Origin of the sequence: Pseudomonas sp. USHLN015 (assembly GCF_037153275.1) — a bacterium.
GTDB lineage: Bacteria > Pseudomonadota > Gammaproteobacteria > Pseudomonadales > Pseudomonadaceae > Metapseudomonas > Metapseudomonas tohonis.
The window spans coordinates 213,131-236,483 of the sequence record NZ_JBBCKP010000004.1; the positions used below are offsets into that span (position 1 = coordinate 213,131).

Below are 23,353 nucleotides of genomic sequence, written 5' to 3' on the forward strand. Positions count from 1 at the left end.
TTCATGGACTCCGGGTGCCATTTTTCCGGCATCGCTAAGGGCAGTATAGTGCGCGAACTCGAACTGACTGATTTCGATGCGGACCAGCAACTGCTGGCCCTGCCGGGTATCTCGCTCATCGTATTCACGAGCATAGGTTGTGCCAGTTGCCGCTGGGCGCGGCGCCACTTGTCGCAGATGCCCCTGGGCGTCGACAGATTGTGCTGGATAGACGCCGGCAATAATGGTGGCCTGGTGCAGCGCTACGAGGTATTCCACCTGCCCGCACTCTTCGTGGTGCGGGACGGACAATTTCTTGGCGCCCTGCGCAGCACGCTGCAGGGCGAGGACCTGAATCGCAACCTGGACGACGCCCTGGCCCGCCAGGCAGAGGAGCTTCCCTGATGACCCAACCCTCGCAGCCACGCATCGGCATCATCGGCACCGGTGCCATCGGCGGCTTCTATGGCCTTTTGTTGGCCCGCGCCGGCTTCGACGTGCACTTCCTCCTGCGCAGCGAATACGACGCGGTGCGCGCCAATGGCCTGCAACTCAACAGCGCGGTGCACGGCGCCCTGGCCCTCAAGCCCGTGCAGGCCTATCGCGACGTGGCCGAGATGCCGCCTTGCGACTGGCTGCTGGTGGGCGCCAAGACCACCAGCAACGCCGATCTCGCGCCGCTGATCGCTCGGGCCGCCGCGCCGGGCGCCAAGGTGGTGTTGCTGCAGAACGGGTTGGCGGTCGAGGACGCGCTGCGCCCGCTGCTGCCGGATTCGCTGCACCTGCTGGGTGGGCTCTGCTACATCTGCGTCCATCGCGAGGCGCCGGGGGTGATCGAACACCAGTCCCTGGGCGCGGTGAACCTGGGCTACCACTCCGGCCCGGCGGTCGATGACGCTGCACGCCAGGCACTGGTGGAAGAGGGTGCCGGACTGTTCCGTGCGGCGGGGCTGGACTCCACCGGGATGCCCGACCTGGAGCAGGCGCGCTGGCAGAAGCTGGTGTGGAACGTGCCTTACAACGGCCTCTCGGTGCTCCTTGACGCGGGCACCACCGCGCTGATGCGCAACGCCGACAGCCGCGAGCTGATCCAGGCGATCATGCAGGAGGTGGTGGAAGGTGCACTGGCCTGCGGGCACAGCCTTCCGGAGGGCTTCGCCGGTAAATTGCTGGCGGCCACCGACCGCATGCCCGACTACCTGCCGAGCATGTACCACGACTTCGCCCAGCGCCGCCCGCTGGAGCTCGAAGCCATCTATGCTGCACCCCTGGCAGCGGCCGCTGCGGCGGGCCGGGACCTGCCGTGCATCCGCGCGATGTACCAGGCCCTGCGCTTCATCGACGCGCGCAACCAGGAATAAGGGGGCAGGCATGGCGGGAGGACTGGCGGACAAACTGGTGCTGGCAATTTCCTCGCGGGCGCTGTTCGACCTCAACGAAAGCCACAGGGTCTACGAGTCCGAAGGCATCGAGGCCTACCGCCAGTACCAGATCGACCACGAGGACGAGGTGCTCGACCCGGGCGATGCGTTCCCCCTGGTGCAGAAGCTCCTCGGCCTCAACAGCGCACTGGGCCAGCCGCGCGTCGAGGTGATCCTGGTGTCGCGCAACAGTGCCGATACCGGGCTGCGTGCCTTCAACTCCATCCAGCAGCACGGCCTGGCCATCTCCCGCGCAGCCTTTTCCGGTGGCCGCAGCCCCGGGCCCTATCTCAAGGCTTTCGGTTGCCACCTGTTCCTTTCCACCCACGTGGACGATGTCCGTGCGGCGCTGCAGAGTGGTTTCGCCGCAGCCACCATCCTGTCCGGCGGGCCGCGCCGGGCCGCCAGCAACGAACTGCGCATCGCCTTCGACGGGGATGCGGTGCTGTTCTCGGACGACTCCGAGCGGGTCTACCAGCAGGGCGGGCTCGAGGCCTTCCAGGCCTATGAGCGCCAGGCGGCCTTGACCCCACTGGACGGCGGCCCCTTCAAGCCATTCCTTTCGGCGCTCAACAGCCTGCAGCAGGAGTTCCCCGCCGATTCCTGCCCGATCCGCACGGCGCTGGTCACCGCCCGCTCGGCGCCGGCCCATGAACGGGTCATCCGCACCCTGCGCGAATGGAACATCCGCCTCGACGAGTCCTTCTTCCTCGGCGGGCTGGAGAAATCCTCCATCCTCGATGCCTTCGGCGCCGACGTGTTCTTCGACGACCAGGCGGGACATTGCGAGAAAGCCCGCGAAGTGGTCGCCACCGGCCACGTTCCCCACGGTGTGAGCAACGAACCGCTGATATCTGACTAAGCTGAGACGAGGCCCGCCACCCAGGCAGTAGGAGGCCTCATGATCCGTTCGATTCTCTACGCCACCGACCTCGGTCTCTACGCCCCCTATGTGCTGCAGCACGCCCTTTCGCTCGCCCGGGTCTACCAGGCCGAGCTCTACGTGGTGCACGCCGTCGAGCCGCTCGGGCTGTTCGCCGAGTCCGTCCTGCAGACCTACCTCGACGAAGAGCGCCTTGCGGAGCTGCGGACCAAGGGGCTGGGCACCGTCATGGCCAGCATCGAGCAGCGCGTGCTGGAAGGGTTCCGCGACGAGATGGGGGACGCGCAGAGCGAGCTGGAAATGATCCGCGCGGTGCGTGTGGTGCAGGGGGACCCGCCGCAGGTGATTCTCGAGGAGGCACAGAAACTCGGGGTGGATTTGCTGGTCGTAGGCAGTCACAGCCATGGCGCTGCGCTCGATACGCCCCTGGGGCGGACATCGGCGCGCCTAGTGCAGCTGTCCGACGTGCCCGTGTACCTGGTGCCCATGCTTCAACACCGTGGGCGGGGCGAGCTGTGACGACGATTACGAATGACGTGCAAAACTGAAAAAAACGTCTAGTTTTATCCATCAAACCATTAATATGGTTATAAACGTCGCTGACCATCCTTATGCGTCGTCATTTGCTTTGAGGGATATCTATGAAGCTTCAGCAACTGCGCTACATCTGGGAAGTGGCGCACCACGACCTCAACGTGTCGGCCACCGCGCAAAGTCTGTACACCTCGCAACCGGGTATCAGCAAGCAGATCCGCCTGCTCGAGGATGAATTGGGCGTGGAAGTATTCGCCCGCAGTGGCAAGCACCTGACCCGGGTCACCCCTGCTGGCGAACGCATCATCACCACCGCCGGGGAGATCCTGCGCAAGGTGGAGAGCATCAAGCAGATCGCCCAGGAGTTCTCCAACGAGAAGAAGGGCACGCTGTCCATCGCCACCACGCACACACAGGCGCGCTACGCGCTGCCGCCGGTGATCAGCGGCTTCATCCGCCAGTACCCGGACGTCGCGCTGCACATGCATCAGGGCACGCCGATGCAGATCGCCGAGATGGCCGCCGACGGCACCGTCGATTTCGCCATCGCCACCGAGGCGCTGGAGCTGTTCGGCGACCTGGTGATGATGCCGTGCTACCGCTGGAACCGTTGCGTGATCGTGCCCCAGGGCCACCCGCTGGCCAAGCTGCCGAAACTGACCCTGGAAGCCCTTGCCGAGCACCCCATCGTCACCTACGTATTCGGTTTCACCGGCCGCTCCAAGCTGGACGAAGCCTTCAGCCATCGCGGCCTGACGCCGAAGGTGGTGTTCACCGCCGCCGACGCCGACGTGATCAAGACCTATGTACGCCTGGGCCTGGGCGTGGGTATCGTCGCCAAGATGGCGGTCGATCCCAAGCTGGACAGCGATCTCGTGGTGCTGGACGCCAGCGAGCTGTTCGAGTCCAGCGTGACCAAGATCGGCTTCCGCCGCGGCACCTTCCTGCGCGGCTTCATGTGCGACTTCATCGAGAAGTTCGCCCCGCACCTGACCCGCGACATGCTGGCCAAGGCGGTGCAGTGCCACAACAAGGCCGAGCTGGACGAACTGTTCCACGATGTCGAGCTACCGACCTACTGAGTCGGTCGCGGTAAACGAAAAGCCCGGCATCCGCCGGGCTTTTTCATTGCGCTTCGAGCACCTGGTGCAGGAACTCGTGGAACACGGTGTAGACCTGCTCGCTGCCGTCGTCTTGGCGCACCACGAAGAAGGGCGCGGTGTCGACGCCATAGTGCTGGGCGACCATCCAGCCGGCGCTGGCCGGGTTACGCTCGTCGGCCACAATCACCCGGTCGATGCGTTGCAGATGGCCGCCGCGCTCCAGCAGGCGCTGCACGTCCTTGCACTTGGCGCAGTCCTGGCCGTCGGCCAGGACCTTCTTTACCAGGGTGATCTTCATCGGCTCAGTGCTTCGCGATCAGGTTGCCGGCATGCAGCCCGCATTCCTTCTGGGTGGCCTCTTCCCACCACCAACGGCCTTCGCGTTCGTGCTGGTTGGGCAGCACGGGGCGGGTGCAGGGCTCGCAGCCGATGCTGATGAAGCCCCGCTCGTGCAGCGGGTTGTAGGGGATCTCCAGCATGCGGATGTAGGCCCAGACTTCGTCACTGGGCATCTGCGCCAGCGGGTTGAACTTGTACAGCGGGTTGTCCGGCGTGGAGAAGGCGCCGTCCAGCTCCACCACCGCCACATTGCTGCGGGTGCCAGGGCTCTGGTCGCGGCGCTGGCCGGTGGCCCAGGCGCGCACGGTGGACAGCTTGCGGCGCAGCGGCTCGATCTTGCGGATGCCGCAGCACTCCTCGTGGCCGTCCTTGTAGAAGCTGAACAGGCCCTTCTCGCGGACGAAGGGTTCCAGCCGGGTCGCATCGGGGGAAAGCACCTCGATGGCGATGCCGTAGTGCTCACGCACCTTCTCGATGAAACGGTAGGTTTCCGGGTGCAGGCGACCGGTGTCGAGGCTGAACACCTTCACGTTCCTGTTCAGCTTCCAGGCCATGTCCACCAGCACCACATCCTCGGCGCCGCTGAAGGACAGCCACAGCTCATCGCCGAAGTGTTCGAAGGCGAGCTTGAGGATGTCCTGGGGGGACTTGCTGGCGTAGGCCGCAGCAATCTCGGCGACGTCGAAAGGTTGGCTCATCAGGCGGTTTTCCTAGTTGAAATGGCGCTACGCGCTCTGTGGCGCGGATGGTAGCAAAAGCAGCTTATGCGCCTAAATAACCAGAAGTAAGGTGGACTGCCATGTTCGGATATAAGTGCCGCGTTGCGTGGCTGCGGGTGAAAAGCTAGAGTGCCGCCTCCCCAACAAACCAATACCGAGGAATGTCTCGTGGAAATCGCCTGTCTCGACCTGGAAGGTGTGCTGGTACCGGAAATCTGGATCGCCTTCGCCGAAAAAACTGGAATCGACGCGCTCAAGGCCACCACCCGCGATATTCCCGACTACGACGTGCTGATGAAGCAGCGCCTGCGCATCCTCGACGAGCATGGCCTCAAGCTCTCCGACATCCAGGAAGTGATCGCCACGCTCAAGCCGCTGGAGGGCGCCGTCGAGTTCGTCGATTGGCTGCGCGAGCGTTTCCAGGTGGTGATCCTCTCCGACACCTTCTACGAATTCTCCCAGCCCCTGATGCGCCAGCTCGGTTTCCCGACCCTGCTGTGCCACAAGCTGATCACCGACGAGACCGATCGCGTGGTGGATTACCAACTGCGCCAGAAGGACCCGAAGCGCCAGTCCGTGATCGCCTTCAAGAGCCTCTACTACCGCGTGATCGCCGCCGGCGACTCGTACAACGACACCACCATGCTCTCCGAGGCCCATGCCGGCATCCTCTTCCATGCCCCGGAGAACGTGATCCGCGAGTTCCCGCAGTTCCCGGCCGTGCACACCTACGAAGACCTCAAGCGTGAGTTCCTCAAGGCCTCCAACCGCTCGCTGAGCCTCTGAGCCCAGCCATGAAAAAGCCCGCGAAAGCGGGCTTTTTCGTTTCCGCGCCTGCAGGGCGCCAGGCGAGCGTTCTGCCTACAGCCCCTCCAGCGTCCGCAACAGCACCTGCACCTTGGTGATGGATTCGCGGTACTCCGCTTCCCAGTCCGAGTCGGCAACGATGCCGCCGCCGCCCCAGCAACTGGCCACGCCGTCCTTCACCAGCAGGGTGCGGATGGCGATGGAACTGTCCATTTCCCCGCGGACATCGAGGTAGAGAAGCGAGCCGCAGTAGATGGAGCGACGGGTCGGCTCCAGCTCGTCGATGATCTCCATCGCACGGATCTTCGGTGCGCCGGTGATGGAGCCGCCGGGGAAGCTGCCCACCAGCAGGTCCAGCGCGTCTTTGCCGTCGGCGAGCGTGCCGCTCACGGCGCTGACCAGGTGGTGCACGTTGGGGTAGCTCTCCAGCGCGAACAACTCCGGCACCTTCACGCTGCCGGTGCTGCAGCTGCGGCCCAGGTCGTTGCGCAGCAGGTCGACGATCATCAGGTTCTCCGCCCGGTCCTTCGGGCTCGCCAGCAGTTCCTGAGCCTGCTCGGCGTCTTCCTCCGGCGTGCGTCCCCGCGGGCGGGTGCCCTTGATCGGGCGAGTCTCCACCTGGCCCTTGCTGAGCCTGATGAAGCGCTCCGGCGAGAGGCTGAGGATGGCGCCGCCACCGGCCAGGGCCTGGTAGGCGGAAAAGGGCGTGGAACAGGCCTCGCGCAAGGCGAGGTAGGCGCTCCAGGGGTCGCCCTGGTACGGCGCCTGAAAGCGCTGGGCGAAATTCACCTGGTAGCAATCACCGGCTGCGATGTAGGACTGGATCCGCTCGATCGCGTTTTTGTAAGCCGCCTGAGTCAGATCCGCCTGAAAGGCGCTCTTAAGGCGAAATTCATCGACGTTGTAGGGATTTTCCGAGCAGCTGAACAGGTCTACCAGGCGTTGGCGCTCGCTCTGCGCGAGGCTCGGATGGAATACCAGCTGGCTGGTGCGCTGCTGGTGGTCACTGACGAGGGCCCACGCATAGAGGCCGAGCTGGGCGTCGGGCAACTGGCGGTCATCCTGTGCCCGGGCGGGCAGCGCTTCCAGGCGACGGCCGAAGTCATAGGAAAAATACCCCATCAATCCGCCCGTGAATGGCAGTTCTACGGCATCGGGTGTTTCGGCGAATCCCAACTGCTGCAAGGCCTCGCGAAGGCGGTGGATAAAGTCGTTGGCCGATTCGTCGGGTCCCGGCGCCAGTTCTGCCAATGGCCAGGCGCTGAATAGGTCATAGCGTCCACGACTGGCAATGGGCCTGCCGGCGTCGAGCAGCACCGCTCCGGGTGCATGGCGGACGAGGGCGAAGCGCTGTCCCGGGTGTTCGTGGTAGGGCAGGGGGTGTACGAGGCTATTGGGCATGATGGACGCAAAGAGGGCGCGAGTGAGGATTCTAGACCGCCTAAATTGTCGATCCTAGAGCCGTTTCTTAAGTTTACGCAGGAAATGCATTCTGATAATTATGGATAAATCCCGCGGGGTCATATCCCCGTCCCACAACGATAAAGATACAGGGATACAGGCCGTGGATGCAGTTCTCGACCCCGCAGCCGGCAGCCTACTGCGCTCAAAACTGATGACGCCCCAGGCGTCTGCCGACTATTTGCCACGACCGCAGGTGCAGGCGGTGTTGGCGGCACATCCCCATGCCCGGCTTCTGCTGTTCTCGGCACCCGCCGGCTTTGGCAAGACCACCGCCCTTGCGCTCCTTGCCGAACAGCGCCGCGCGGCGGGCTCCGCCGTTGCCTGGTTCTCCCTGGGCAAGGAAGACGACAATCCCTCGCGTTTCTTCCAGCAGTTGATCAAGACCCTGGGTGCTGCCGCGCCCGGCCTCGGCACGCACGCTTCGGGTTTCCTGCAGAACACCATGCAGGTGCCGGTCGCGGCGGTGCTGGAGAGCCTGCTGGTGGAGTTGACCAGCCTGGAAGGCCCCCTGCTGCTGGTGCTGGATGACGTGCACCTGCTCAGCGACGCGGAAATCTTCAGCGCCCTCGGTCGCCTGGTGAAGATGGCCCCGGCCCATTTCACCCTCGCCATCGGCAGCCGCTCCCTGCCGCCGATGAACCTCGCGACCCTGCGTGCCAAGGGCTGGTTGCTGGAGATCGGCCTGGACGAGCTGCGCCTGACCGAGGAAGAAACCCGCCACTACCTGGATCGCAGCGGCCTCGAGCTGGACGAGGCGACCCTGGCCGCGTTGCACAGCCAGACCGAGGGCTGGCTGATCGGCGTGCACCTCGCCAGCCTCTGGCTGCGCCACCAGCCTCAGGCTTCCGACCAGGTCCTGGCGATGGGCGGCGACCAGGCAGCAGTGGGCGACTACCTGCTGACCACCGTCTTCGAGCAGTTGCCGGCGGACCTGCAGGACGCCCTGCTGGCCCTGGGCATCGCCAGCCAGTTGAGCGGTGACCTGGCCAACGCACTCACCGGGCGCAACGATGGCCAGGCGCTGCTGGAGCGGCTGGAGACCATGCAACTTTTCCTCCTGCCACTGGATCGCGAACGCCAGTGGTACCGTTTTCATCACCTGTTCGCCGATTTCCTCCGCGCGCGTCTGCAGGCCCAGGATCCGGAGCGTTTCCGCCAGCTGCACTTCAACGCCAGCCTGTGGTTCACCAACCACCACATGCAGAACCTCGCCATCGAGCATGCCTGCCTGGCCGAAGATCCGGAGATGCTCGCAGCGCTGGTGGATGGCTGCGGCCTGGAGCTGATCAACCGTGGGCAGCTGAACCAGATCTACCGCTGGCGCCAGTTCGTGCCCGACGACATCGCCGAGCGCTACCCGACGCTGATCCTCGCCGACGTCTGGAACCGCGCCACCGAGCTGGCCCTGCCCGAGGCCAACCATATGCTCGACGAGCTCTTGGCGCGCTGGGGCGGCGTCGGTGTCCAGGCGCCGTTGAGCGACAAGTACCTGGCGGCGCTCGCGGTGAAGGCCGCGATCGCCCTGCAGAAGGATGACCTCGATTTGTGCGTCAACCTGGCGCGCAAGGTGGAGGGCCTGCTCGGCCAGCACGAGGCCTTCCTCGAAGTGGCCATGCTGGTCATCGGTGCCCTGGCGCTGGTGATCCTCGCCCAGCCGGAACAGGCGCGCCGCCTGCTGGCGCTGGCGCAGCAGCGCAACCACTTCCTCGAGGGCCGCTACCTCGACATGCAACTGGGCAATGTGGAGATCCTCCTGTCCCTGGAGCAGGGCCAGGTCAAGCAGGCCCAGTTGCTCCACGAGCAGATGCGCGCCCAGCTGATGCCCTTGTTCGGCGAGAAATCACGGGCGCTGGCCCTGCCGGTGATCATCGAGTCGCTGATCGCCTACCAGCAGGGGCGCCTGGATGGCCTGGAAGAGCGCCTGCGCTGGGCGCTCAATCATGTCGACGTGATCAAGCCCATCGATATCTACGCCCAAGGCATGCTGTTCCTCGCGCGCATCCAGCGCATGCAGGACAAGCCCAAGGAAGCCCTCGCCAGCCTGGTGCTGATGCAGAACCTGGCCGCGCGCAACCAGTCCTGGCGCTTCTACGTCCAGGCGGTGGCCGACGAGGTGACGCTGATCCTCCAGGAGCCGGCCACCGACCGCATCAAGCGTGCCGAGCTGCGCCTGAAGGCGGTGGACTGGGCCAAGCTCGCCGCCGACTACGCCAAGCGGGGCTTCAACCCGGTGCTCTGGACCCAGGGCCTGATCCGCGTGCGCCTGCAGCAGGCGCGCGGGCACTACAGCGAGGCGCTGCACGAGATCAACCAGTTGCGTGCCCAGCTGCAACCCGGCTGGCATGGCCTGCAGCGCCTGCGCCTGGACCTGCTGGCGGCCCTCAGCTACCAGCGCCTGGGTTACCAGGAGCGTGCCCAGAGCCTGCTGGTGCAGTGCCTGCTCAGCGCCGAGCGCGAGGATGTGCGCAGCCTCTTCGTCGAGGAGGGCGACGCCATCCGCCTGCTGCTGCAGCAACTGGAAGCCGCCGAGCGCCAGCCGGCGTTGCAGGGCTTCATTCGCAGCCTGCTGGCCATCTGGCCGGGTCAGGACATACGCAAGTCACAGGACGTGCTGGAGGAAGGGCTGACCGATCGCGAGCGCGAGGTGGTCCTGCTGGCTGCCAAGGGGCTTTCCAACGAGGAAATCGGCCAGCAGCTCTCGCTGGCCCTGGGGACCGTCAAATGGCACCTGCACAACATCTACGAGAAGCTCAAGGTGCGCAATCGCACCCAGGCGATACGCCGTGCCCGGGAACTGGGGTTGCTGGAGTCATGAGCACCCCCTCCACCGATGCGCTGCCGTTCCCGATACTGCGCACCAAGCTGTTCCCGCCGGATTCCGGTGGCCGCCCGCGCCTGGCGCGGCAAGCCCTGATCGACCGCCTGTTCGAGGCGCGCGGCCAGCGCGTGCTGGTGCTCAGCGCGCCCGCCGGCTTCGGCAAGAGCACGGTGCTCAGCCTGTTCCGCGAAGCCCTGCAACGCGCCGGGGCGCGGGTCGCCTGGCTGTCCTGCGATGATTCCGACAGCGAGCCCCAGCGCCTGCTGCAGTACCTGGTGGCCGCGGTCGAGGCGGTCACCCCAGGCTTCGGCAGCAACACCGCCGGGCTCCTGCGTGGCGAGGTGAACTGGCCGGTGGAGGCGATCATCGATGCCTTCGTCAGCGACCTGCAGCGTCTCGACGGCGAGCTCTACGTGATGCTCGACGACTTCCATCGCATCCGCCACGCCAGCCTGGAGCAGGGCGCCCGTCACCTGGTGGAGCGCCTGCCGAGCAACGTCCACCTGATCAGCGCGACCCGCTTCACCCCGCGCAGCCTGTTCGTCGAGGGCGACGCCTTCATGCTCCAGGCCGAGGACCTGCGCCTGTCCCTGGAGGAGGCCGAGGCCTATTTCCGCGAAGTGCGCGAGCTGGAACTGAGCCGCAGCGAGCTCAAGCAACTGCACGCGCGCACCGAGGGCTGGATCACCGCGCTGCACCTGGCCAGCCTGGCGCTGGCACGGCACCCGGATCGCGCGGCCTTCCTCGCCAGCCTCTCGGGGACCGAGCGCAACATCGCCGACTACCTGGCCGAGGACGTGGTCAACAGCCTGCCCCTGGCCTTGCAGCAGTTCCTCGATCAGACCTCGGTGCTGGACGAGTTCTGCGCCGACCTGTGCAACGCCCTGACCGGCCGCCGCGATGGCCTGGACATGCTGATGCGCCTGCAGCGCGAGCAGCTGTTCGTCATCCCGCTGGACGAGCAGGGCGAATGGTTCCGCTATCACCACCTGTTCGCCGAGTTCCTCCAGGGCCGCCTGCAGCGCCACACCGACAGCGCCACGCTGTTGCACGCCGCGGCCCGCTGGTGCGAGAGCCACGACCTGCCGGACCGTGCCATCAAGTACGCCCTGCGTGGCCGCGACTACGGCTTTGCCGCCGAGCTGCTGGAGCGCCAGGGCGCGCGGCTGATCGCCGGCAACCGCGTCTACGGCATCCTCTCCATGCTCAAGGAAGTGCCCGCCGAGGTGATCCGCGAGCACCCCGTGTTCCAGATCTTCTACGCCTGGCAACTGGCCTTCGAGCAGAAGTTCGCCGAGTCCGAGGCGCTGATCGAAGAGGTCAGCACCCGCCTGTTGCAGGGGCGCGGCAAGGTCATCCACTTCGGCCTCGGCGAACTGCTGGCGGCCTCCCAGGTACTCAAGGCGCTGGTGCTGCTGTACCAGGACAAGCTGGAGAGCTGCCTCAAGGTCGCCCGCCAGTGGCTGGCCATGGTGCCGGACAACCAGCCGGTGTTCCGCGCCAGCCTGTCGTGCGTGCAGGCGGCGGCCTATGCGTTGCTCGGCGAGTTCGGCGATGCGGCGAAATCCATCGCCACCGCGCGCGATTGCCTGCGCATCGTCGACAGTGAATACCTGCACGTGATGACCAGCCTGATCGAGGCGCTGATCTGCAAGGAGAGCGGTGAACTGGAGCGCGGGCGCTCCATCGCCGAGATCGCCCGGGGCCGGGTCGAGCGGGTGTTCGGCCGTCGCAGCCGCGTCGGCGGACCGCTGGTGCTGGCCTACGCCGACCTGCTCTACGAACAGGACCGCCATGCCGCAGTGCTCGCCGAGCTGCCCCTGGCCACCACCTGGCGTGACGTGGCGACGCCGGTCGAACTGATCAGTCGGGGCCAGCTGGTGATGGCCCGCGCGCGTTTCTTCGCCGGTGAATCCGAGCAGGCCCTCAATCAGCTGGACGACTGGCTGGCCGGGCTCCAGGGCCCCGGTTACGAGCGTGTCTTCGCTCATGGCATGGGCTGCAAGGTGCAGTTCCTGCTGTGGCTGCGCCGGCCCAACGAGGCCGAGCGCGTGTGCCTGCAACTGGAGCGCCACCTGGCGGCGCTGCCGCTGGCGCGCTACGCCGATGCGCATACGGCGCTGGCGCTGTCCGTCGCCCGCCTGGCTTTGGCCGAGCGGCGCCCGGAGAAGGCACAGAGCGCGCTGGAGACCTGCCTCGCCCGCCAGGGGGCCGAGCACCAGCGCGACCGGCGCCTGCGCCTGTCCCTGTTACTTTCCGTGGCCTACTGGCGCAAAGGTAACAGCGACAAGGCCTTCGCCCTGTTCCTGCCCACCCTCGAGGAAGCCTGGAACCGCGGCTACCGGCGCCTGTTCCAGGACGACGCCCTCTGGCTGCTGCCGCTCTGGGAGGCCTGGCGCGCCGCCGAACCCAAGAAGGCCGGGGCCTGGCAGGGCATCGCCGAGACCTTGCGCGAGCAATGCCGGCGCCTGGCGGTGGACCCGGAGACCTTCGACGAGAACCAGGATGTGAGCCACCGCGAGCGGGAAATCCTGCGCTTCGTCGCGGCAGGCCTGTCCAATCGGGACATCGCCCAGGCGGTGCACCTGTCGGAAGCGACCATCAAATGGCACCTGCACAACCTGTTCGCCAAGCTGGGCGTGCGCAGCCGTACCCAGGCGGTGCTCAAGGGCAAGAGCCTGGGCCTGCTCAGCGAGGCCTGATGCCATTAAATAACTAGCGACTTGCCATCCTCCATCCCTTGGATGGGCTGGCAGCGAGGCGGGGCCTCAGTAACGTAAGAACCAGGTCGAGGAGCCTTGCGCTTCACGAGTCCAGGGCGGCGCGCATAGGGAAGCAGCGTTCGTGCTGGAGGTCGGCGAAAGCCGGCCCAACTGTCGCTGACAGGAGGTAGGCGGCAGGCCCCCGGGGCAACCCACCTGTGAACCTTGGAGATAACAACAATGAAAAGCTTCAAACAACTGGCTCTCGCCGCTGCTGTGCTCGCTGCACCCTTCATGGCCCAGGCCGACCTTAAAGCCATGGACGACTCCGCTCTTTCCAGCGTTACCGGTCAGGATGGCATCAGCATCTCCGGTAACTTCAACGGCACCATCGGCAGCGTGGTCTACAACGACAAGGAAGGCAGCACCACCGGTAGCCTGCGCCTTGAAACCATCGCCTTCTCCGGCTTCAACATCTCCGACAGCGCGCCGATCCTGGTCGACGTGATCGACGGCGGCTCTGGCGCCGGCGCCAGCGACAAGCTGCAGATCACCCTGCCGACCATCACCGGCGAGCTGAGCGTGGGCGCCATCCGCATGGGCGACGCCTCCGCCGCCAGCATCGGTTCCCTGGCCGTCAGCGATCTGAACCTGGCCGGTACCACCATCAAGGTATGGGGCCACTGACAGGTCGCTCCACTCCGTGATGTGGAAGGTCCCGTCGGCTTCGGCCGGCGGGCCTTTCTTTCGTCAGCCCTGCATTCGGAACGGCAATGATCGAGATCCTGGTCGGCAGTCTGCTGGGGTTGTTCGGGTTCACCCAGGCCGTGGATACCAAGCCACAGCCCAAGGGCTCCGTGAACATCACCCAGGCCATGGTGCCCAACGGTCCCTACCGGGAGACCGTCAATCCGGAGCCCATGAGCCAGTTGCAGTTCCGCAACGTCATCCGCCAGGCCTACGACTACAGCTGCGGTTCCGCCGCGTTGACCGGCTTGCTGGACTATTACCTGGGTCGCAACCTCGAGGAGCGCCAGGTGATGGAAGGGCTGTTGCGTTATGGCGAGGCCGACAAGATCGTCGAGCGACGCGGTTTCTCGCTGTTGGACATGAAGCGCTTCGTGGCCGCGCTGGGCTACAAGAGCGGGGGCTTCCGGGCCGAGTTCGAGGACCTCGACCAACTGGAGCATCCTGCGCTGGTGCCCATTCACTACGGTGGCTTCAAGCACTTCGTGGTGGTGCGCGATGTGTACAACGATCACGTGTTCATCGCTGATCCCGCCCTGGGAAACATCAGCTTCACCCGCACCCGGTTCGAGGAGGTGTGGGATGGGAACGTGCTGTTCGTGATCTACCCGACTGGAAACGAGCCACCCAACGCCATGGCCCTGACCGAGCGTGACCTGCGCCTGGTGGACGATCGCACCGTCAGCCTGCTGGCGTTCCAGCAGTTCCCGCAGATCACCAAGTTCACCGAGAACCAGATCGACCAACTGGGCTCGGGAGGCGACATCCAGTACATAAGACGCAAATAGAAAACCCGCATAAGTAAGAATAAAACCAGGGGTAAAAGTGCCATGGGAGTGAGGGGATACGCATGGCTGGCCGTGCTGGCGCTGGGCGCCTGCGGGCCGCTGTGGGCCGAGGAGAGCTCGGTGGACGATGCGCGTGAGGCGCTGACCAAGAAGGAAGGGGATGCCGACAGCGCCAAGGCGCTGGAGCAGGTGTTCCAGGCATCGGAGAAGAGCTACACCCTGCTGAAGAAAGGCGAGCGCACGCTCACCTACGGCTTCGACTATTCGCTGGTGCGCGATGTGCAGATCGAGCAGGTGCGCACGGGCAGCAACGTCTACAGCGTGATCCCTCGCAGCGAAGCCCAGCACACCTTCACCAACTCCTTCACCTTCGACTACGGCATCTGGGACAACCTGACCTTCAGCGTGCGCCTGCCCTTCGTGGCCAAGTACGACACCGAGCGCGACGTCAACGTCTACAGCCTCGGCGATATCTCCGGCAGCCTGCGCTGGCAGCCCTGGTCCGCCACCCGTGGGCGCCCGGTCACCACCCTGTTCGCCACACTCGGCCTGCCCACCGGCGAGAGCCCCTTCGACATCAACAACGAGACGGACCTCTCCACCGGCAACGGCTACTACAGCCTGGGCGTGGGGGCCAATACCTCCTACGTGATCGACCCGGTCGTGCTGTTCGGTTCGGTCGGCTACACCTACAACATGCCGGTGCACGACATCCACCAGAACCGCGGCGGCCGCCTGCTGGAGGACGTGGACCCGGGCAACACCCTGTCCCTGAGCATGGGCTTCGCCTATGCGCTGTCCTACGACGTGTCCCTGGCCACCTCCTACCAGATGGCCTACACCACCAAGCCGACCTACACCTTCGGCGACACCGAGTTCGAAGGCACCGAGCAGACCAGCGCGATCATGAACTTCTCGCTCGGCCTGCGGACCTCTCCCGATTACATCGTCAACGTCAACGCCGGTTTCGGCATGACCGAGGACTCCCCGGACGTGATGCTGGGGTTCTCCGTACCCCTGGACATAAAAGGCCTGAAGGCCCAGTAACCGGCGAGGCGACGACATGACGATGCGAATTTCGCCGCTGGCCCTGGCGCTGGCGGGGTTGGGGGCCGGTTGGGCGGGCGGCGTGCAGGCGCAACTGGCCAACGACCTGACCATTGGCAACCCCAAGGCGATGGCCATGGCCAACGCCGTGACCGCCGACTCCACCGGGATCGACGCGGTGCACTACAACCCGGCGGCGCTGACCAAGCTCAAGGGCCGCCAGACCACGGTGAAGATGATCGCCGGGGTGATGGATATCCGCGCCGAGTTCGATGCGCCGGACGGCTACAACGTCATGGGGTTCACCGACGATCCCGTGGCCAACTCCAGCAGCCGTACCCTCACGCCTGCCATGTACCTGCCGGGCATGGGCGGCATGACCGACATGCCGCTGCTGGTGGCGCCCCTGGCGGGCCTGTCGATCAACCCGCCGGGCTCCAAATTCACCTTCGCCACCAACGTCTACGCGCCCATGGCCCTGGGCTATTCGCGGGACTCGGACAGCGACCCCGGGCGCTACCAGGGGCGCGAGGTGGCGATCCAGCGCATCACCTACTTCTCGCCGTCGGTGGGCTACCAGGTGAACGACGAGCTGTCGGTGGGCCTGTCGGTCGGGTTCTCGCACCAGGCCCTGGCGCTGAACGAGGACTTCCGCAACCCGAGCATGCTCACCGGGCTGGTGGGGCTGCTCAACAAGGTGCTCTGCGAGCCGGGGTTGGAAGAAATCCTCGGTCCGCTCATCAACGTCTGCGGCGGCCGTATCGGCCCCTACGACACCCTGGCCAATATCGACCTGGACCTGCAGCAATCGCTGTCGCCCACCTGGAACATCGGCGTGCTCTGGGAGCCCACCGACTGGTTCGCCTGGGGCGCCACCTACCAGAGCGAGGCGCGCATGCACCTCCAGGGCAAGTACCGGGTCGACTACTCCAAGGACTGGCAGGGCTTCTGGACCGGCTTCCAGGGCGCGATCTTCGGGCAGATCCTCAGCCCGCTCTTCCCCTACGGCAACGTCGACGAGGAAGTGGGCAACGCCAGCATGACCATGACCTACCCGGACAACTTCTCCACCGGGATCAAGATCAGGCCCTTCGATCGCTGGCAGTTCAATGCCGACCTGAAGTGGAGCGGCTACAGCGACTGGAACGAGTTCGAGATCGAGTTCGACCGCGAGCTGGACGTGCTGCGCATCGCCAAGAACTTCAGCGGCGGCAATGCCACCGCCACCACCCTGACCCTGGACCGCGGCTACCGCGATACCTGGAGCTGGGCGGTGGGGGCGCAGTACGACGTGACCGACCGCCTGGCCCTGCGCGCCGGCTACGAATGGCGCCCTTCGGCCATCCCCGGCAACAAGGCCGACGTGCTGGCGCCCATCGGCGACGCCCAGCTCTACGGCCTCGGGCTGGGTTACCGCTGGGACAAGGACACCAACATCGATATCGGCTTCAACTACTTCGTCACCTCGCAGACCACGAAGGCCAATACCAGCTGCAACCTCAACTGCACCGGCATCGACAACCTGGTCTACAACCCCTATGCCGGCCAGGATGTGACGACCTCGGTGAAGGCCTACATCCTGGCCATGACCTACACGACGACATTCTGATGAAGACCCTTGCCGCGCTTTGCCTCATCACCGCCCTGGCGGCCCACACCCAGGCCCAGGCCGCCAGCGGGCGCTACCTGACCTGGATCGACGACAACGGCCGGGTGCACAACAGCTTCGTCGGCGAGCGCTACGGCGAGCAGCAGCGCCAGGCGGCCCAGCGCATCAGCCGCAGCGACCTGGCCCGCCTGCAGGAGCAGAGTGCGGCGGGCGGGACGGGCGGCAACGCCGGTGGCGAGCAGAAGCGCCGCTACTTCACCTGGGTGGATGCCAGCGGCAACCTGCAGAACAGCTTCTACGCGGCGGGCCAGGTGCCGGCCGGGGAGCGCGATTACCTGCTGCCCAGCGGCAAGCGCTCGACCGAGTACATCGACGCCGATGTCCTGGAAGGGCGCGGCTACTCGCGGCCCGAGAACGGTGCGGCCTACTTCACCTGGGTGGACGAGCAGGGCCGCACCCACAACTCCAGGGTCCCGGCCAAGGGCGGTGAGCCGCAGGCGGAGGAGGGGATTGGCCAGCCCGTGGCCTACACCGAGAGCCGCCAGGTCGAATTCGAGCGCAAGGCCGCCATCCTGCCTTCGCTGGACGGCCAGCCCAGCGAGGCGATGAAGGCCCTGCTGGAAGGCAGCGAGGAGCGCAGCCAGTCGCTGTACCAGGGACTGGTGGACCAGTGCTGCGGGCAACTGCCGGAGGGGGATTTCACCGAGTTGTCCGCCGAGGAGCCGCGCTACGAGGAGCTCAACCGTTTCTCCCCCAGCTTCGCCTTCCCCATGGGGCGCAGCTACTACGCGGCGCTCAAGCTGCCGCGCTCCGGACGTGCCTACGGCCTGCGCATCCGCAGCTTCGCCAACCGCCAGGTGGTCTACCCTTCGATCCTCTTCCTCGACGAGGCCAAGCGCCCGACGCGCCTGGTGAGCGACGCCGTCTACCAACTGCATGGCGAGACCTGGTACCGCTACGCCTACATCGAGGGCACCGTGCAGGTCCGCGCCAACCAGGGCGAGCGCTACGCGCTGCTGCTGACCACCGACGAGGATCGCGCCCTCAATACCCTCGACAACAAGCCCTTCAAGCGCCCGATGCAGGACCTGACGGTCAGCGAAGCCGGCATGCAGGTGCATGAGCACGTGGACGAAGGGGCGTTCGAGTTGGCGATCGTGAGGTAGGGGGGCTGAGGGGCTTGGCGCAGGTCGGGTGGAGCCCGGCGATCCCGCGCATCGGGCCTGGTACGCCTCGGCGTGCGATGGCCTCTGTGTCCTGGAGCACCTGCAGCGATGGGTTTCGCTCCGCTCGCGGAACGCCGCCCGACCCATCCTACGGATTGCCCATTCCACGAATTGCGCTCCTCCACCCCGAATCCCAGGTACGAAAAAGCCCGGCACATGGCCGGGCTTTTTCGTGAGGGCAGGGTGGATCAGAGTTCGGCGGGGTGCACGTGGCCGAACAGCTCCTGGGAGAAGCGCACGCGTTCCTCCGGGGTTTCCACGATGCCTTTTTCCTGCAGCTCGGCGATGCGGGCTTCCACCGCGTGGGCGCGATGGGTCAGCCCGCAGTCGTTGGCGATCTGGATGTTCAGGCCGGGGCGGGCGTTGAGCTCGAGGATCAGCGGGCCCTTTTCCTGGTCCAGCACCATGTCGACACCGATGTAGCCCAGGCCGCACAGCTCGTAGCAGCCGGCCGCCAGCTTCATGAAGCCGTCCCAGTTGGGCAGTTGCACGCCGTCCACCGCGTTGGTGGTGTCCGGGTGCTTGGCGATCTTGTTGTTCAGCCAGGTGCCGCGCAGGGTGACGCCGGTGGCCAGGTCCACACCCACGCCGATGGCGCCCTGGTGCAGGTTGGCCTTGCCGTTGGACTGGCGGGTGGGCAGGCGCAGCATCGCCATCACGGGGTAGCCCATGAGCACGATGATGCGGATGTCCGGCACGCCTTCGTAGCTGATGCTCTTGAAGATCTGGTCCGGGGTCACGCGGTACTCGATCAGCGCACGGTCGCGGTGCCCGCCGAGGGAGTAGAGGCCGGTGAGGATCGAGGATATCTGATGCTCGATCTCCTCGTGGCTGATGATCTTCCCGGAGACCGTCTTGTAACGGCCCTCGAAACGGTCGGCGATCACCAGGATGCCGTCGCCGCCGGCGCCCTGGGCGGGCTTGATCACGAAATCGTTACGCTCGCCGATGATCTCATCGAGCTTGTCGATCTCCTTCTCGGTGGAAATGATCCCGTACATTTCCGGCACGTGGATGCCCGCCTCGATGGCGCGCATCTTGGTGATGATCTTGTCGTCGACGATCGGGTACAGGTGCCGTTTGTTGTACTTCAGCACGTAGTCCGCGTTGCGTCGGTTGATGCCCATGATCCCTTTGGCTTCAAGGGCTTTCCACGTCTTGATCAGGCCGAACATGGCTCAGTCCTTCAGGAAGGCTTTGAAGCGGAACAGCTCGGTCAGGCGGTAGCCGCGGTAGCGACCCATCGCCAGCATGAAGCCCACCATGATCAGCAGCACGGCAGGGAAGGTGAAGATGAAGTAGGTCAGCTCCGGCACGGTCATTAACAGGTGCGCCAGGGTCGCGGCGAACAGCGTGCCGATGGCGACCTTGAAGGCATGGCCACCACCGCGCTCTTCCCAGGTGATGGACAGGCGTTCGATGGTCATGGTGAGGATCACCATCGGGAACAGCGCCACGGAGAGGCCGCGCTCCAGGCCCAGCTTGTGGCTGAGCAGGCTGATCACCGCGATGAGGATCACCACGAACGTCAGCACCACCGACAGCCTGGGCAACATCTGCAACTTCAGGTGTTCGAGGTAGGACCGCAGCGACAGGCCCAGCGCCGTGATGATGGTGAACAGGGCGATGCCGAAGCCCAGTTGCGTCTCGCGGAAGGCCAGGGCGATCAGCACCGGGGTGAAGGTGCCCAGGGTCTGCAGGCCGCCGAGGTTGCGCAGGATGAGGATCACCAGCACGCCGATCGGGATCATGATCATGATCTGGTAGGTCTGCTGGGTCTGCAGCGGCAGGCCGTAGAGCGAGTACTCGAGGAAGTCGGCGTCGGTGTTCTCGTCGGTCAGCTTGGCCAGGCGGATGGCGTTCATCTCGCTGTTGTTCAGGCTGAAGGTCACCTGGGCCTTCTTGCCGCCGTCGACGGTGATCAGGTTGTCGTCACCGGTCCACCACACCAGGCGGTCGGCCGGCAGGCCCTGCTCGCCGGTCTCGGGGTTGAAGTACAGCCAGTTCTCACCGTTGAAGCTGCGCAGCCAGAGCTCGGGGCTCTGCGGCTGGTCGGCGGCCAGGCGGATGGTGTGCACGCGCTCCATCGGTACGTGGGCGATGGACAGCAGCAGTTCGATGGCCTTGGCCTTGTTCTGCGTGCTCTGGTCGCCGGCGAGCAGCAACTTGACGTTGTCGTCGTTCAGGTTGTTGGTGCGCTTGATGGTTTCGCTGATGAAGGTCTCGACGTCGGCCGAGTGCTGGCGGATGGGTGCCAGCAGGGCTTCGGCGGCGATCTTCTCGGCCCCTTCGACCGGGATGCTGTCACGGAAGATCGGCCCCTTGTCCTTGGGCTTCTCGCCGCTGTAGCGCTTGGTCAGCACCAGGCGGTAGTAGAGCGTCTGGTTGCCGCTGGCGCGGCGGGCGGACCAGGTCACCTTGCGGTTGCCGTCCACGCGATTGATGCTCACGCCGTAGTTGTTGGAGATGAAGCTCTCGTTGAGGCTGACGTAGTCCCGGTTCAGCGGCGGCACGAACATCTGCACCTTGATCGGGTCACGCGGGCTGGCCTGGAATTCGACCTTGGCGTCGATGTTCCAGAGGTCGTCGGTCTCATCCTCGGTGATCGGGATGCCCTGAATGAAGATCTGGTAGGCCGTTATCAGAATGCCCAGGCTCACCAGCAGGGTGATCAGGACTTTCAGATGCAGGGTAAGAGAGCGCATGTGAGTTACTCGGCAGAGTTTGCGTCAGTGGCACAGCCGGGTTGGCCGGCAGCGTATTTAAGGCTCGGGTCGACCAGTGCATCGAAGCGCTTGAGCGCCTCGGAACCGATCAGAAGCGGGTATTGGAAAGCGCTACGGTCGGTGAGGTTCACTTCGATCGTACGCAGGGCGCTGCCCATGCAGACGTCGAGTTCGATCACCGGCCGTGCCGTGTAGGTCTTGTCTTCGTCCGGGTCGTAGTCGCCGGCACGGCGCTTGATCTTGCTGATGCGCGCCAGGGGCCGCTCGATGGGATGCGCGTGGGCATCGTCGATGGCCAGGTAGAAACGCACCCAGGTCTCGCCATCGCGCTTGAAGCGCTTGATGTCGCGGGCACTCAGGGAGGCTGTCTTGGCACCGGTGTCGAGTTTGGCGGCGACCACCAGGTCGAGACCGAAGAGGCGGGCGTATTCATTCAGACCATAGACGGTCTTGTCGGCGGCGAGGCTGAGGCCTGGCAGTGCTAGCAGGCATATGAGCAATGCGAAGGGCTTGAGAGTCATGGGTCCTTGGAGAGCGTTCGAGGTCCTGATGCCCGATGCCTGGCCTGATGGCCTCGGCGCCTGGCGTACGAGTCTAGCAGCTAGCTGGTGGCGCCCCGCCAGGCGCTTGAGCGGCGCATTCTAACACGCAGGTTTTCCGGGGCGACAGACGCTTATGGCGCTTTGTTAAGGCTGTGACCTGTTCAAATGAATTTTTTGCGATCTACGATGATTGTCGACAATAGATGTGTTCCAGTTTGACTGGGTGGCGATGCGGCGTTATTTTTGCGGGGTAATTTTTCAATGTGTCGACAATCATGTTTGATGCCGCTGAAGAACCCGTTACCCAGGCCGAAGACTCGGAAACCCTGTCCGAGCACGTCTTCCGGCGTATCCAGGCGGCCATCGTCAAGGGCGAGATCGCGCCCGGCAGCAAGATTTCCGAGCCCGAACTGGCGCGTGCCTACGGCATCAGCCGCGGTCCGCTGCGCGAGGCGATGCATCGGCTGGAGGGGCAGAAGCTGCTGGTGCGCGTGCCTCATGTCGGTGCCCGGGTGGTGTCGCTCAGCCACGCCGAGCTGATCGAGCTCTATGAAATCCGTGAATCCCTCGAAGGCATGGCCTGCCGCCTCGCGGCCGAGCGCATGACCCAGGCGGAGATCGACGAGCTGCGCGCGGTGCTGGAGACCCACGAGCGCGACGAGGCCTTCCAGGCCGGGCGTGGCTACTACCAGCAGGAAGGCGACTTCGACTTCCACTACCGGATCATCCAGGGCAGCGGCAACCAGACCCTGACCCGCATGCTCTGCGGCGAGCTGTACCAGCTCGTGCGCATGTACCGCCTGCAGTTCTCCAGCGTGCCCAATCGCCCGCGCCAGGCCTTTGCCGAGCACCACCGCATTCTCGATGCCATCGCCGACCGTGACGGTGAACTGGCCGAGCTGTTGATGCGCCGTCACATCGGCGCTTCCAAACGCAATATCGAGCGCCACTACCAGGGCGCCGTCGCCAACCCCTCCCAGACCCGAGGTGATTCATGACCCAGCTCTCCGCCGGCCAGCGTTTCCGCCAGGCCCTTGCCGAAGAAAGCCCGCTGCAGGTGATCGGTGCGATCAACGCCAACCATGCGCTGCTGGCCAAGCGTGCCGGCTACAAGGCCATCTATCTTTCCGGTGGCGGCGTGGCGGCGGGTTCGCTGGGCCTGCCGGACCTGGGCATCAACACCCTGGACGACGTGCTCACCGACGTGCGCCGCATCACCGATGTATGCGACCTGCCGCTTCTGGTGGACATCGACACCGGCTTCGGCCCCAGTGCCTTCAACATCGAGCGCACAGTGAAGAACCTGATCAAGGCCGGCGCCGCTGCTGCCCACATCGAGGACCAGGTCGGCGCCAAGCGTTGCGGCCACCGCCCGGGCAAGGAGATCGTCTCCTGCGAGGAGATGGTCGACCGCGTCAAGGCGGCAGCCGATGCCAAGACTGACCCTGGCTTCTTCCTCATCGCCCGCACCGACGCCATCCAGGCCGAGGGCGTGGACGCCGCCATCGAGCGCTGCCTGCGCTACGTGGAAGCCGGCGCCGACGGCATCTTCGCCGAGGCCGCCTACGACCTGCCGACCTACCAGCGTTTCGTCGAGGCCCTGAAGGTGCCGGTGCTGGCCAACATCACCGAGTTCGGCGCCACCCCGCTGTTCACCCGTGACGAGCTGGCCTCGGTTGGCGTGGCCATCCAGCTCTACCCGCTGTCGGCCTTCCGCGCGGCGAACAAGGCGGCGGAAGTCGTCTACACCTCGATTCGCCAGAACGGCCACCAGAAGGATGTGATCGAGCTGATGCAGACCCGTGCGGAGCTCTACGACCGCATCGGCTACCACGCCTTCGAGCAGAAGCTCGACGCGCTGTTCGCCGCCGGCAAGAAGTAACCAGGGTAGGGTGGGCC

The 23,353-nt window shown here is 65.3% G+C and carries 21 protein-coding genes; 15 read left to right on the forward strand and 6 right to left on the reverse strand.

Annotated elements, in window-relative coordinates:
- Positions 1–3 precede the first annotated feature (3 nt).
- The 5 genes from WFQ67_RS09910 to cysB all read left to right on the forward strand — a co-directional run bounded on the left by WFQ67_RS09910 (position 4) and on the right by cysB (position 3,899).
- The gene (locus WFQ67_RS09910; RefSeq protein WP_111261422.1) at positions 4–384 is read left to right on the forward strand and encodes a thioredoxin; all 381 of its coding nucleotides are present in this window, start codon (positions 4–6) and stop codon (positions 382–384) included.
- On the forward strand, positions 384–1,340 hold the full coding sequence (locus tag WFQ67_RS09915) for a putative 2-dehydropantoate 2-reductase (protein ID WP_337056714.1): 957 nt from the start codon (positions 384–386) through the stop codon (positions 1,338–1,340). The genes WFQ67_RS09910 and WFQ67_RS09915 overlap by 1 nt, the downstream gene beginning before the upstream one ends.
- A 10-nt stretch (positions 1,341–1,350) precedes the next feature.
- Positions 1,351–2,262, forward strand: a complete 912-nt coding sequence (locus WFQ67_RS09920) for a 5'-nucleotidase (RefSeq protein WP_337056715.1) — start codon at positions 1,351–1,353, stop codon at positions 2,260–2,262.
- Positions 2,263–2,301: 39 nt separating this feature from the next.
- Entirely contained in the window at positions 2,302–2,802 is a 501-nt protein-coding gene (locus tag WFQ67_RS09925) for a universal stress protein (RefSeq protein ID WP_173173978.1), read from the forward strand.
- A 122-nt stretch (positions 2,803–2,924) separates the two neighbouring features.
- Positions 2,925–3,899 carry an HTH-type transcriptional regulator CysB gene (cysB, locus tag WFQ67_RS09930; protein ID WP_173173980.1) on the forward strand — a complete coding sequence of 325 codons (975 nt, stop codon included), beginning with the start codon at positions 2,925–2,927 and terminating at the stop codon, positions 3,897–3,899.
- Between the two features lie 43 nt (positions 3,900–3,942).
- Here cysB and WFQ67_RS09935 read toward each other — a convergent pair whose 3' ends face one another.
- Positions 3,943–4,218, reverse strand: coding sequence for a hypothetical protein (locus WFQ67_RS09935; RefSeq protein ID WP_213629009.1), 276 nt, complete (start codon positions 4,216–4,218; stop codon positions 3,943–3,945).
- Between the two features lie 4 nt (positions 4,219–4,222).
- Positions 4,223–4,957, reverse strand: coding sequence for a phosphoadenylyl-sulfate reductase (locus WFQ67_RS09940; RefSeq protein WP_173173984.1), 735 nt, complete (start codon positions 4,955–4,957; stop codon positions 4,223–4,225).
- A gap of 189 nt (positions 4,958–5,146) precedes the next feature.
- Between WFQ67_RS09940 and thrH the strand changes: the two genes are divergently transcribed.
- A complete protein-coding gene (thrH, locus tag WFQ67_RS09945; RefSeq protein ID WP_111261429.1) occupies positions 5,147–5,764 on the forward strand; it encodes a bifunctional phosphoserine phosphatase/homoserine phosphotransferase ThrH in 618 nt (205 codons plus the stop codon).
- A 75-nt stretch (positions 5,765–5,839) separates the two neighbouring features.
- Here thrH and pabB read toward each other — a convergent pair whose 3' ends face one another.
- Positions 5,840–7,186, reverse strand: a complete 1,347-nt coding sequence (pabB, locus tag WFQ67_RS09950; RefSeq protein ID WP_337056717.1) for an aminodeoxychorismate synthase component I — start codon at positions 7,184–7,186, stop codon at positions 5,840–5,842.
- Positions 7,187–7,349: 163 nt separating this feature from the next.
- Here pabB and WFQ67_RS09955 point away from each other — a divergent pair, with 163 nt between their 5' ends.
- From WFQ67_RS09955 to WFQ67_RS09985, 7 genes are all read left to right on the forward strand, one after another.
- The gene (locus WFQ67_RS09955) at positions 7,350–10,064 is read left to right on the forward strand and encodes a LuxR C-terminal-related transcriptional regulator (protein ID WP_244863004.1); all 2,715 of its coding nucleotides are present in this window, start codon (positions 7,350–7,352) and stop codon (positions 10,062–10,064) included.
- A complete protein-coding gene (locus WFQ67_RS09960; RefSeq protein WP_213629012.1) occupies positions 10,061–12,769 on the forward strand; it encodes a helix-turn-helix transcriptional regulator in 2,709 nt (902 codons plus the stop codon). The genes WFQ67_RS09955 and WFQ67_RS09960 overlap by 4 nt, the downstream gene beginning before the upstream one ends.
- A gap of 240 nt (positions 12,770–13,009) precedes the next feature.
- Entirely contained in the window at positions 13,010–13,456 is a 447-nt protein-coding gene (locus tag WFQ67_RS09965) for a DUF6160 family protein (RefSeq protein WP_173173994.1), read from the forward strand.
- 86 nt (positions 13,457–13,542) lie between these two features.
- Complete coding sequence (locus WFQ67_RS09970) at positions 13,543–14,304, forward strand: C39 family peptidase (protein WP_111261434.1); 762 nt, start codon at positions 13,543–13,545, stop codon at positions 14,302–14,304.
- Between the two features lie 42 nt (positions 14,305–14,346).
- Positions 14,347–15,351, forward strand: coding sequence for a transporter (locus WFQ67_RS09975; RefSeq protein WP_173173996.1), 1,005 nt, complete (start codon positions 14,347–14,349; stop codon positions 15,349–15,351).
- A 16-nt stretch (positions 15,352–15,367) separates the two neighbouring features.
- A complete protein-coding gene (locus WFQ67_RS09980; protein ID WP_213629013.1) occupies positions 15,368–16,960 on the forward strand; it encodes an outer membrane protein transport protein in 1,593 nt (530 codons plus the stop codon).
- Entirely contained in the window at positions 16,960–18,126 is a 1,167-nt protein-coding gene (locus WFQ67_RS09985; protein WP_213629014.1) for a MalM family protein, read from the forward strand. Before WFQ67_RS09980 ends, WFQ67_RS09985 begins: the two co-directional genes overlap by 1 nt.
- 248 nt (positions 18,127–18,374) lie before the next feature.
- On the opposite strand, the gene WFQ67_RS09990 is transcribed toward WFQ67_RS09985, so the two are convergent.
- The 3 genes from WFQ67_RS09990 to rloA are packed head-to-tail and all read right to left on the reverse strand — an operon-like array spanning position 18,375 to position 21,433.
- Positions 18,375–19,361: an alpha-L-glutamate ligase-like protein gene (locus WFQ67_RS09990; RefSeq protein WP_043243282.1), complete on the reverse strand. Its 987-nt coding sequence runs from the start codon at positions 19,359–19,361 to the stop codon at positions 18,375–18,377.
- 3 nt (positions 19,362–19,364) lie between these two features.
- Entirely contained in the window at positions 19,365–20,891 is a 1,527-nt protein-coding gene (gene rloB / locus WFQ67_RS09995) for an osmotic stress tolerance membrane protein RloB (RefSeq protein ID WP_111261437.1), read from the reverse strand.
- A 5-nt stretch (positions 20,892–20,896) separates the two neighbouring features.
- Complete coding sequence (rloA, locus tag WFQ67_RS10000; RefSeq protein ID WP_337056718.1) at positions 20,897–21,433, reverse strand: retropepsin-like aspartic peptidase RloA; 537 nt, start codon at positions 21,431–21,433, stop codon at positions 20,897–20,899.
- A 296-nt stretch (positions 21,434–21,729) separates the two neighbouring features.
- Here rloA and WFQ67_RS10005 point away from each other — a divergent pair, with 296 nt between their 5' ends.
- Together WFQ67_RS10005 and prpB are read left to right on the forward strand one after the other, a co-directional pair.
- On the forward strand, positions 21,730–22,452 hold the full coding sequence (locus WFQ67_RS10005) for a GntR family transcriptional regulator (RefSeq protein WP_213629016.1): 723 nt from the start codon (positions 21,730–21,732) through the stop codon (positions 22,450–22,452).
- Positions 22,449–23,336 carry a methylisocitrate lyase gene (prpB, locus tag WFQ67_RS10010; RefSeq protein ID WP_337056719.1) on the forward strand — a complete coding sequence of 296 codons (888 nt, stop codon included), beginning with the start codon at positions 22,449–22,451 and terminating at the stop codon, positions 23,334–23,336. Before WFQ67_RS10005 ends, prpB begins: the two co-directional genes overlap by 4 nt.
- The last annotated feature ends 17 nt before the right edge of the window (positions 23,337–23,353 follow it).

Coding starts and splice junctions, on each gene's coding strand:
- WFQ67_RS09915 (WP_337056714.1), top strand. CDS start 384: ATGACCCAACCCTCGCAGCCACGCATCGGCATCATCGGCACCGGTGCC.
- WFQ67_RS09920 (WP_337056715.1), top strand. CDS start 1,351: ATGGCGGGAGGACTGGCGGACAAACTGGTGCTGGCAATTTCCTCGCGG.
- WFQ67_RS09965 (WP_173173994.1), top strand. CDS start 13,010: ATGAAAAGCTTCAAACAACTGGCTCTCGCCGCTGCTGTGCTCGCTGCA.
- WFQ67_RS09970 (WP_111261434.1), top strand. CDS start 13,543: ATGATCGAGATCCTGGTCGGCAGTCTGCTGGGGTTGTTCGGGTTCACC.
- WFQ67_RS09910 (WP_111261422.1), top strand. CDS start 4: ATGGACTCCGGGTGCCATTTTTCCGGCATCGCTAAGGGCAGTATAGTG.
- WFQ67_RS09990 (WP_043243282.1), bottom strand. CDS start 19,361: ATGTTCGGCCTGATCAAGACGTGGAAAGCCCTTGAAGCCAAAGGGATC.
- WFQ67_RS10005 (WP_213629016.1), top strand. CDS start 21,730: ATGTTTGATGCCGCTGAAGAACCCGTTACCCAGGCCGAAGACTCGGAA.
- rloA (WP_337056718.1), bottom strand. CDS start 21,433: ATGACTCTCAAGCCCTTCGCATTGCTCATATGCCTGCTAGCACTGCCA.
- WFQ67_RS09985 (WP_213629014.1), top strand. CDS start 16,960: ATGAAGACCCTTGCCGCGCTTTGCCTCATCACCGCCCTGGCGGCCCAC.
- pabB (WP_337056717.1), bottom strand. CDS start 7,186: ATGCCCAATAGCCTCGTACACCCCCTGCCCTACCACGAACACCCGGGA.
- WFQ67_RS09980 (WP_213629013.1), top strand. CDS start 15,368: ATGACGATGCGAATTTCGCCGCTGGCCCTGGCGCTGGCGGGGTTGGGG.
- WFQ67_RS09940 (WP_173173984.1), bottom strand. CDS start 4,957: ATGAGCCAACCTTTCGACGTCGCCGAGATTGCTGCGGCCTACGCCAGC.
- WFQ67_RS09935 (WP_213629009.1), bottom strand. CDS start 4,218: ATGAAGATCACCCTGGTAAAGAAGGTCCTGGCCGACGGCCAGGACTGC.
- rloB (WP_111261437.1), bottom strand. CDS start 20,891: ATGCGCTCTCTTACCCTGCATCTGAAAGTCCTGATCACCCTGCTGGTG.
- WFQ67_RS09960 (WP_213629012.1), top strand. CDS start 10,061: ATGAGCACCCCCTCCACCGATGCGCTGCCGTTCCCGATACTGCGCACC.
- WFQ67_RS09925 (WP_173173978.1), top strand. CDS start 2,302: ATGATCCGTTCGATTCTCTACGCCACCGACCTCGGTCTCTACGCCCCC.
- cysB (WP_173173980.1), top strand. CDS start 2,925: ATGAAGCTTCAGCAACTGCGCTACATCTGGGAAGTGGCGCACCACGAC.
- prpB (WP_337056719.1), top strand. CDS start 22,449: ATGACCCAGCTCTCCGCCGGCCAGCGTTTCCGCCAGGCCCTTGCCGAA.
- WFQ67_RS09975 (WP_173173996.1), top strand. CDS start 14,347: ATGGGAGTGAGGGGATACGCATGGCTGGCCGTGCTGGCGCTGGGCGCC.